The 6,472-nt window shown below is 35.9% G+C and carries 5 protein-coding genes, 1 other RNA gene and 1 pseudogene; 3 read left to right on the forward strand and 4 right to left on the reverse strand.

The annotated features are described in order from the left end of the window. A pseudogene (locus tag ACJ5GX_RS04220) lies at positions 1-135 on the forward strand (M16 family metallopeptidase); the annotation flags it as partial. On the opposite strand, the gene ACJ5GX_RS04225 reads toward ACJ5GX_RS04220, so the two are convergent. From ACJ5GX_RS04225 to nuoE, 3 genes are all read right to left on the reverse strand, one after another. Further along, a complete protein-coding gene (locus ACJ5GX_RS04225) occupies positions 132-449 on the reverse strand; it encodes a WD_0736 family protein (protein ID WP_052264788.1) in 318 nt (105 codons plus the stop codon). The pseudogene ACJ5GX_RS04220 and the gene ACJ5GX_RS04225 sit on opposite strands and share 4 nt — an antisense overlap. A gap of 104 nt (positions 450-553) precedes the next feature. After that, complete coding sequence (gene tgt / locus ACJ5GX_RS04230; protein ID WP_007302018.1) at positions 554-1,765, reverse strand: tRNA guanosine(34) transglycosylase Tgt; 1,212 nt, start codon at positions 1,763-1,765, stop codon at positions 554-556. Then, on the reverse strand, positions 1,766-2,266 hold the full coding sequence (nuoE, locus tag ACJ5GX_RS04235) for an NADH-quinone oxidoreductase subunit NuoE (protein WP_007302017.1): 501 nt from the start codon (positions 2,264-2,266) through the stop codon (positions 1,766-1,768). A 255-nt stretch (positions 2,267-2,521) separates the two neighbouring features. Here nuoE and ACJ5GX_RS04240 point away from each other — a divergent pair, with 255 nt between their 5' ends. Both ACJ5GX_RS04240 and rnpB read left to right on the forward strand, forming a co-directional pair. Continuing rightward, on the forward strand, positions 2,522-4,750 hold the full coding sequence (locus ACJ5GX_RS04240; protein ID WP_495292734.1) for a hypothetical protein: 2,229 nt from the start codon (positions 2,522-2,524) through the stop codon (positions 4,748-4,750). A gap of 157 nt (positions 4,751-4,907) precedes the next feature. Then, positions 4,908-5,256, forward strand: an RNA gene (gene rnpB, locus ACJ5GX_RS04245) — RNase P RNA component class A. A gap of 355 nt (positions 5,257-5,611) precedes the next feature. On the opposite strand, the gene ACJ5GX_RS04250 is transcribed toward rnpB, so the two are convergent. Continuing rightward, complete coding sequence (locus ACJ5GX_RS04250) at positions 5,612-6,442, reverse strand: response regulator transcription factor (protein ID WP_495292735.1); 831 nt, start codon at positions 6,440-6,442, stop codon at positions 5,612-5,614. Positions 6,443-6,472: the final 30 nt, after the last annotated feature.

A 6,472-nucleotide genomic window follows, 5' to 3' on the forward strand; every position in this document is an offset into this window, starting at 1 on the left:
GTTACTATTTACGATATAAAAAAAGCAGCAGAAGAATTGCTATCTCAGCATGAGAGAATTACTTTAGCTGCGATTGGAGAAATTAAGTCACTGCCAAGTTACGATAAAGTTGTTTCTATGCTTAGTGTACTTTAATTATGTTGCTTATGCTCACTAAAAAGTTCAATGAATGGTTGCAAAATCCTTTCTATAAAAAGTTTGCTTTCTGGTTCATCGCGTATACCACTAATCATTTTATTGAAAGTTTTTTCGCTGTTTTGTAAAAATAAATAGCTTTCTACTGATTGCACAATAGACAAGGCAGTTAAAACTCCTCCTATCACTAAACAAGAAGCTATAGCAGGTACAGTACCCACTGCAATTCCAGTTGCGATTAATGATAAACCAGCTAAGAGTGTAAAGGCTGAAACGCAAAACGCTATTTGATGTTTTTCTTTATTTTTAACCATAAATGCCTCACAAAAATTATATTTCTAGTATATCCGTATATATAATGTACTGTCAAGTTTTTAAAGAAGATTAAAAAATGCAACGCACATGTGCAAAATATGAACTAGGTATATAATTCACAATGCAGCGGTATTTCACTAATCCAATTATTTTTTTCCTGATCTAGCCTATCATTCAATATTGCTTGTCTTATTGATTCCATCAACTTATTCATGAAGAAAACATTGTGAATGGTAACGAGTGTATAAGCCAGCAACTCTTTAGCTTTCAGTAGATGGTGTATATAGGCTCTTGAATGTTTTCTGCAAGTAAAGCACAAACAGTCATTTTCAATTGGGTTATCATCTAGTTCGAATCGTTGATTTCGCAAATTAATATGCTCTTTACGCTTTGAAGAAATAGAATCTCTGTTTTTTACTTTAACAAGCGCGCCACCATGTCTTGCGAGGCGAGTTGGATGCACGCAATCAAATGTATCAACTCCAAGCTCTACTCCACGAAAAATGTCTACAATTCCACCAATACCAAGCAAATGAGTAGGCCTATCTTTTTTTAAATGTTCCATAGTAAAGGAAACTACATCATACATCTGCTCTTTACTTTGACCAAGTGATCCACCTATTGCTTGACCAAAAAATGGCAAATCGTTGATAAAATCACAACTTTCTCTACGCAAATCTTGATACACTCCGCCTTGACTAATTCCATAAAGCGCCTGTTTGCCATCATTATTTTTTTCAAACTTATTTAAAGAACGTTCAGCCCATCTATGGCTCATGAGCATTGATTTTCTTGTGTATTCTTTACTGACATGGAATGGAGTACATTCATCTAAAACTAGGATTAAATCTGCACCTAATTTTTGTTGAATTTGTATCGACTTTTCAGGAGTTAGACAATAAGTTTTACCATTTATGTAAGAACGAAAAATTGCCCCATCCTCGTTAATTTTGATCAGAGTTTTTTGCTTCTGTCTTATTCCCTTTATTTCTTCCGAAACTGACCCGTGCCCTAAACTAAATATCTGGTATCCACCAGAATCAGTGAGCATTGGCCCACTCCATCCCATCATCTTGTGCAAGCCACCAAGCTTTGCCACAGTATCCTCTCCCGGTTGGAGCATTAGGTGATAGGTGTTGGAAAGTATTATCTGAGTACCTGCTTCTCTGATTCTCTCGATATCTGCAGCTTTAATAGCAGCTTTGGTTGCACAAAATATAAATGCTGGTGTTTCTATACTTCCATTTGGAGTTTTGATCGTTCCAACTCTTGCAGAACCTGATTGCTTAGTTATCCTAAACGAGAACTTTTCCATCTATTTACTTGAAAGTTCTGCTATGATATTTTCCACTTTTTCAGGAGTGAGGTTTTCATAAAAGTCATTATTGATCTGCACCACAGGGGCATTAACGCATGCACCAAGACATTCAACTTCCTTTAAAGTAAATAGATTATCTTTAGTAGTTTCACCGATATTGATTCCTAGTTTCTTTTTAAAGGTATTTAACACTTCTTCGCTATTGCACAACCAGCAAGGAGTTGTTCTACAAATTTGTATGAGATATTTACCTACTGGTTTTAAATTATACATGGTATAAAAATTTGCCACTTCATACACGCGAATATGTGGAATATGAAGCATGTCAGCAACGTAGCGCATGGCAGATTCAGGAACCCATCCGCATTGTTCTTGAACCAGGTATAGTAAAGGCATGACGGCACTACCTTCTCTACCTTTAGGATACATCTCTATAGACTTTTTCGCTTTTCTGAGGTTGTCTGATGTAAAACTAAACTGCTCTTCTTTCTCTTTCATCTAATAAAGTTCGTGTAAATCTCAACAAATTATACTTGAAGAGTTAACAATTGCAATTGTTGGTTTTTTGAGCTCTACAATATTATATCTGTAGAGTGGGTGCATTCAATTTGTGAATTCTTTACTGCTACTCATTTTCCATATTTCGCTTTGCAGATTATAAAGGTATTAATTTCTTAATTTTAGTTAAAATTTTATTGACGTTACATATAGAAATAATCATAATAGCGTTTTATTAAAATTTTAAATATAATTATGTCTATATTAAGTAGATTATTTAGAGTTAATACAACTACACTGAAAGTTAAAGAAGCGATAGGTTTTAACCCAGTAAACGTAGGGTTGATTGAAGGAAATGGAGTTACTTATGGACTCAGCTATCAAGATAACGGCAATGGAAGCAGTAGAGTAAAGTTACTTATTAGTCCATTATATCAATCGAAAACATACGAGTGTGATACATGTGTCAACGTAGCAAATGAATTCAAGGGCCAATTATCTCCCACACTAATAGAAAATTCAGCTGAAGTAGATAAAGTTGGAGTTATTTTTCCTACAGAAGAAACTAACAAAGAAAGAAAGTGCATCAAAGGCTTAACATTCAACACTTACGAAATCAAGCATTCAACTAATGCTCCCTTAGTTGAATACGTAGGAAAAGTAAAATTATACAAGAACATTGATATAAATAATCTTGCAAATGAAGACAATAGTTACTTTCAACCAAAAGCAGTAAAAGTTGATCATGGTAATATTGTTGTAATTGCTCATAACTTAAAGGATCAAGCTTTAGTTTCTTGGTATTTACAATCAGACACGAATGGAAAATTTAAGATTCTGCGTGAAAAAAACGGTCTTACAGAAAGAAAATTATTCAAATTTTATAATCCAGGGCAATTAGTACTAGATGAAAATACGATGCTTTATGCACAGATGAGCAAAGAGATTATTGGGAAGCCAGAAGTAAGAACAAATATCTTTAAATTCGACTTGATTGACGTGGCTCAGAAGCTGAAAGATAGAAAAGAAGATGAATGTTTGCTTAAGAAAAATTGTCAAATAGATAAAGCATCATCTACTATCTATAATCCAGGAAAAATAAACTTTTTACAGTATGTAAGACGAACTGAAGGTGATGATTTAGTTGCTTTTCTTGCGAAAAAACAATCTTCTAATACGCAAGAATTGCATTTAGCAAGGCTTGCTAAGAGAGGACCAAAATCAAATTTTACTGTTTGTGAATGTGAAGATCCTATAGAACAATTGTATGTTAAAGACAATGGTCAAGGAGGTTTTATCGTCACTGCGGTAAGTGGAGAGAGTATTATAACTTTTAATAGAGAGAGCTCTGGAAAATCTTCTGAAGCAACGATAATACCGACAAGCAGTATCAAAGCTCTCAGTGATTTTGTTAATATCATTAACGGCCAATTGATGCCTAGTATTATTTCCAGCAGTACTGTGGCTCCTATAACTGTTACAGAGACGGTTGTGACTTCTAAGAAAACGACGACTGCTGCAATTACTAGCACAACAGAAACCGACACTGTAAAGACTACCAAATTAACAACAGAAGCATCAACTATCATTGTACCAACTTCCACAATGAGTAAATCTTCAACAGAGTCAACAACTCAGGCAAGTACAGTAACAGTGGAGTCAACAACAGTAGCATCAACTACCACTGCACCTACTTCTACAACGAGTAGGCCTTCAACAGAGTCAACAATTCAAACAAGTACAGTAACAGTGGGGCCAACAACAGTAGTAAAAACAACTACTACTCCACAAGCGACCACAGTTGCTACAACGTCAACTAGTGTGCCTTCGGAAACTGAGACAAGTACTGTAAAATCTACAGCAGCGACTGTTGAGTCAACTTTTACAGCAAGCAGTACTACGATGAGTAAGCCTTTAACAGAATTAACAACTAAGATGAGTACGTCATCAGAACCAACAACAGTAGCTGAAACTATTGCGACCTCACAAGCGACTATGATTACTACAATGCCAACTAATGTGACAACAACAAACTCAGAGGCAACTATACAAACAGTATCCACTATATCAAAGACTGGAACAAAGGTAACAACTCCTCTGTTCACTACAACTTTACTTCCTCAAACTACTCCTTCACCACAGCCCGCTCAGCTTGCTATAGAGTCTAATAGGGCAGGAATGATAGGTGGGTCTTTGGTTGGAGCGATAATAAGTATTGCTGGAATTATAGGATTCATAACATACAAATATGTTAAGGGTCGTAATTCTGCCCCTGTGTTAGAACTAACTAATTTCAATGATAGAAGGCGATCATCTTCAAGTGGCAATAGCGATGAAGAAATTTTTATCGCTAATAACAGAATGAGACATATATCTATGCGAACTATGGATCAATCTGAAACAGTGCTAAACAGTATATCGGTGGAGAGTAGTAGTCGGTCAAGAAGTAGCTCATCGTCTTCAAGCGGTGGACCAGGATCTTGACTGACTGAGCTAGAGTCTAAAAGTGAAAAAAGCTTATCTTGGGATAGCGATGATGTACCGGAATATCACCTTTAGCTATTTGTCTGAATGTTTTTAGTATGTAGACTGTTAGGAAATTTTCTTTTGCTTTTATGATTTTAATGTTAAAGTATAATTCCTAGGTGCAATAAGTAGCTGCTGTTGTGTGATAAACACAGCAGAGGAAAGTCCGAGCTCCAAGAAAAGGTAGTGACGGGTAACGCCCGCCGGAGGTAACTCCAGTTATAGGGCTACAGAAAATTACCGCCTAAATATTATTAGGTAAGGGTGAAAAGGTGTGGTAAGAGCACACCATAACAATGGCAACATTGGTAGTCAAGTAACCAACACTAGGAGCAAGATTAAATAGAAGTAGATTTTATGTTTTTCTCATATCTACTCGGGTAAATCGCACGAAGTAAATGGTAACATTTACTCCAGATAAATAGCTACATAAACAGAACTCGGCTTATATTTCACCTAGGCAATGCATGAATGTCAGCCATACTATGTAAATGTATCAAACATTTCACATACCCTGTACGCTCAATTTGACCACCTATATTCCTTTTACTTCTTGGCTTATCTCTTTATTTTATTTCCTTTTGAACTTAACAAAGCTTGAATTTTAACCGAGCTTTTCCTTTAACTAGTCATTCTCTATCTCTAAAGCCTTACTTTCTTACCTATAACTTTTTAGCTCCGCTTCCAACTTTTCTATCTTTTGTTGCAAATCTTTGTAAAGTTCTAAAAGACTGACCACGTTACCTCACTTTTAGGATTAGTTTTTATCTTACTAAATCTACCTTTTCGCTTCTTCAATCAACAAGTAAATAAAGCATTTCATGCGCTGTCCTTGACTTGTTCTGCTTGATAGTCACTACTGCTTTCGCTTATATTAACACTAGAGTATTCTTCATCGTCAACATACTCTTTTAGAACATATCCTCTACCCCAAACGGTTTCTATGTGGCTTATTCCGTCATTTGCACTTTCAAGTTTTTTACGTAATTTACACATAAAAACATCAACTATTTTGTTGTCTGAAGGTTCGTCCAAGCCATTGTAAAGATGGTTTAAAAACATTTCTTTTGTCAACACTGCTCCTTTACGCAATGCCAGCAATTCTATCATGGAATACTCTTTGTTAGTAAGGTGAACTGTTTTGCCTTTTACCTCAACAATCCTGTGATCAAAATTGATATTCATATTACCAATCTTTATCACTGATTCGGGATGGCCTTTAGTACGTCGTACTATGGCCTTAATTCGAGCTAATAATTCGCTCTTGTGAAATGGCTTGGTTAAGTAATCGTCGGCACCATACCCAAGTCCTTTAGCTTTATGGTTGGCAGCGGAGATACACGAAAGTATTAAAACAGGAACTTTGATTTTTGCACTTCTTAATCTTAACAGTATATCATATCCATCAATATCACCAGGCAGGTGTATATCTAGAATAACTAGATCGTAACAGTCTCCACCCGAGGAAACCATATTATTGTTATAATCTTGTGCAGAAGTAACAACGTCGCAAAAATGTCCATCAGAAGTTAAGGCATTAACTACAGTCCTTGCACTTACTTGATCGATCAGATTCTGGTAATAATTGGGCAATGTTCCCGATGGGTTGGCCTCCAGTAGAGCGGCGAAAAGCTGGAAGATGTAGGGCATGAACTCTAATGCGCGGAGAGAAAAGCGTTA

This window comes from Wolbachia endosymbiont of Tuta absoluta, assembly GCF_059414725.1.

Excerpts from the sequence above, each read along its gene's own strand:
- ACJ5GX_RS04225 (WP_052264788.1), bottom strand. The coding sequence starts at position 449 with ATGGTTAAAAATAAAGAAAAACATCAAATAGCGTTTTGCGTTTCAGCC.
- nuoE (WP_007302017.1), bottom strand. The coding sequence starts at position 2,266 with ATGAAAGAGAAAGAAGAGCAGTTTAGTTTTACATCAGACAACCTCAGA.
- tgt (WP_007302018.1), bottom strand. The coding sequence starts at position 1,765 with ATGGAAAAGTTCTCGTTTAGGATAACTAAGCAATCAGGTTCTGCAAGA.
- ACJ5GX_RS04250 (WP_495292735.1), bottom strand. The coding sequence starts at position 6,442 with ATGCCCTACATCTTCCAGCTTTTCGCCGCTCTACTGGAGGCCAACCCA.
- ACJ5GX_RS04240 (WP_495292734.1), top strand. The coding sequence starts at position 2,522 with ATGTCTATATTAAGTAGATTATTTAGAGTTAATACAACTACACTGAAA.